Below are 2,510 nucleotides of genomic sequence, written 5' to 3'. Positions count from 1 at the left end.
GGCACGAGCGTGAGCGTGAGGGTCGTGTTGGGCGAGACTGTGAGTCCGGACCCGATTCCCCCGATGACCAGCGGCAGCACCATGGCCCAGCCCACGCCGTCCCCGGGCACCAGCTGAACGGCGACGACGACACCGAGCAATCCGAGAGCAACCCCGCTCAGGCCGATGACGACCAGGCTGCGGCCGTAGCGCATCACCAGCCGTCCTCCGATGGCAGCGCCGACCGCCGAAGCGGCCGCGAAGGGCAGGATCGTCACACCCGCGGCGAGCGCGCTGTATCCCGCGGTGTTCTGCAGGAACAGTGACAGGACGAAGAAGATGGTGGTCAGCCCGGCGAAGAACATGAGGCTGATCAGAGCGCCGAGCGTGAAGGAACGCAGGGAGAACAGCCCGAGGTCGACCAGCGGTGCCTTCCCCTGGCGTCCCTGGGCCCTCTCCCAGGCCCAGAAGGCGCCGAGCAGCAGTGCGGCCACCGGAATCAGCAGCCACTTGGCCCGGCCCTGCCACTGCTGCTCCTGCACCAGGGGCAGCAGCAGCGCGAGGACGCCCGTGCCGAGCAACAGGACGCCGAACGGGTCGAACTTCTCCCGTCGGATGTCCGGCACCGGGAAGCGGGGCAGCAGCCGGTTCCCCGCGACCAGGGCCGCCACCCCGATCGGCACGTTGACGAAGAACACCCAGCGCCATCCGTCGGCCGTGCCGAACGCGTGGATCAGCAGTCCGCCCGCCAGCGGGCCCACCGCGGTGGACACGGCGACGACGCTGCCGTGAAAGCCGAACGCCCGGGCTCGCTCGGCACCCTGGAACATCTGCTGGATCAGCCCGGAGGTCTGCGGTGCGACCACACCGGCGGCCGCACCCTGGACCAGCCGGCACACCACCAGCCAGGTGGGGCCGGCGGCGAGGCCGCACGCCACCGACGCGGCCGTGAACACGGCGAGGCCGAACAACAATGCCTGGCGGCGGCCCCGTAGGTCACCCAGTCGCCCGGCCGGTGCCAGCGCGAGCCCGAAAGCGAGGGCGTACCCGGACACCACCCAGGACTGGGTGGCTTCGGAGGCACCGAGTCCGCGCTCCATGGAAGGCAGCGCCACGTTCACGATCGAGACGTCGAGCAGCGAGATGAATCCCGCGGTCAGACAGACCGCGAGCGCTTTCCATCGCCGGTCGTCGAGAGCGGGCTGGGTCATTTCTGTGGTCATGTGATCACGCTATGCAGTCGCGGCCGGTCGCACCAGCCGGGAGAAGGGAGCCGGGATGCGGGGTGGTCGAGCCCGGCCTCCGCGCCCGCCGGGTACTTGCTGTGCGGATTCTTCGGCGCGACGGTCGTGCGGGTGGGCGTGTGGATCGCCTCGAACACATCGGCCTGGCCCCCGTCCGGGACCGGTTCACGCGGGCAGGCGTAGTCCTTGCGCTCGCCGCGAGCGGCGCGGCGGCTGCTCAGGGGTGACCTCGTCCAGGCTGCCCGACCAGCTCGCCCCGCTGCTGCGTTGTCCCGAACCAGGAATGCCTGCCCTGGCACGGGGGAGAGGGGCCGCCCGCGGACTTGCAGGACATTGAACTGCACGCTTCCTCCGAGGGACACCTCGGCCTGCAGCCGGGCACATCAGAACAGGCAAATGCAACCGCCCATCTGTCAGGGGGGCCAGGTCCGTGTTGGTATGACGAGCCTTGCTGAGCGCCTGGTGCCGGATGAGTTGTGGGAGTTGTTCCGGCGGGTGGTGCCGGAGACGGTGGTCATACGGCCACAGGGTGGTGGTCGACGGCGGGCCGGGGACCGCGAGTGTTTGGCAGCGATCGTGTTCGTGGCCCGTCGGGGTGCTCATGGCGGCAGGTGCCACCGGTCTTCGGGCCGGCCTGGCCCACGGTCTACCGGCGCTTCGCCCGCTGGAGCCAGGCCCGGGTCTGGGCCCGACTGCACCGCGTCATCCTCGACGAACTCGGAGCGCGGGGCGAGCTGGACTGGTCGCGCTTCGCCGTCGACTCCGTCAGCATCCGTGCACTCAAAGGGGGGAGCTGACCGGACCGAATCCGACCGATCGAGGCAAGAGCGGATCGAAAATCCACCTGGTCGTGGACCGCAACGGCCTGCCCGTCGCCGTCGCCGTCTCAGCTGCTAACACGCACGACAGCCTCGCGCTGCAGCCCCTGATCGCCTCGATCCCGCCGGTGCGCAACCGACGCGGTCCCCGCCCGCGGCGGCCTGGGAAACTCCACGGGGACAAGGGCTACGACTACCCCCACCTGCGGCGATGGCTCCGGGAACACGGCATCACACCCCGCATCGCGCGCCGCGGTACCGACTCTTCGCAGCGACTGGGCCGACACCGCTGGGTGGTCGAGCGGACCATGTCCTGGCTTGCCGGCAGCCGCCGCCTGCACCGGCGCTACGAACGGAAACCCGAGCACTTCCTCGCGGTCACAGCCATCGCCACCAGCCTCATCAACTACCGACGACTCACCAAATGAAACGATGTCTAAGACCGTGTCCTACATGGTCAGTTGGCAGT

The 2,510-nt window shown here is 69.6% G+C and carries 1 protein-coding gene and 1 pseudogene; one reads left to right on the top strand and one right to left on the bottom strand.

Annotation, left to right across the window (positions count from 1 at the left end):
- Window positions 1-1,202 (bottom strand): MFS transporter (locus GT030_RS25810; RefSeq protein WP_161203164.1); only part of this gene is annotated, 1,202 nt, incomplete at its 3' end.
- Window positions 1,203-1,661: 459 nt separating this feature from the next.
- Between GT030_RS25810 and GT030_RS25805 the strand changes: the two are divergent.
- Window positions 1,662-2,469: pseudogene (locus GT030_RS25805) on the top strand (IS5 family transposase).
- Window positions 2,470-2,510: the final 41 nt, after the last annotated feature.

Source organism: Streptomyces sp. SID1328, from assembly GCF_009865595.1.
GTDB classification, from domain to species: Bacteria; Actinomycetota; Actinomycetes; order Streptomycetales; family Streptomycetaceae; genus Streptomyces; species Streptomyces griseoluteus.
Note: the sequence above shows the minus strand (reverse complement) of the source record. Positions and strands in the feature narration are given on the sequence as shown.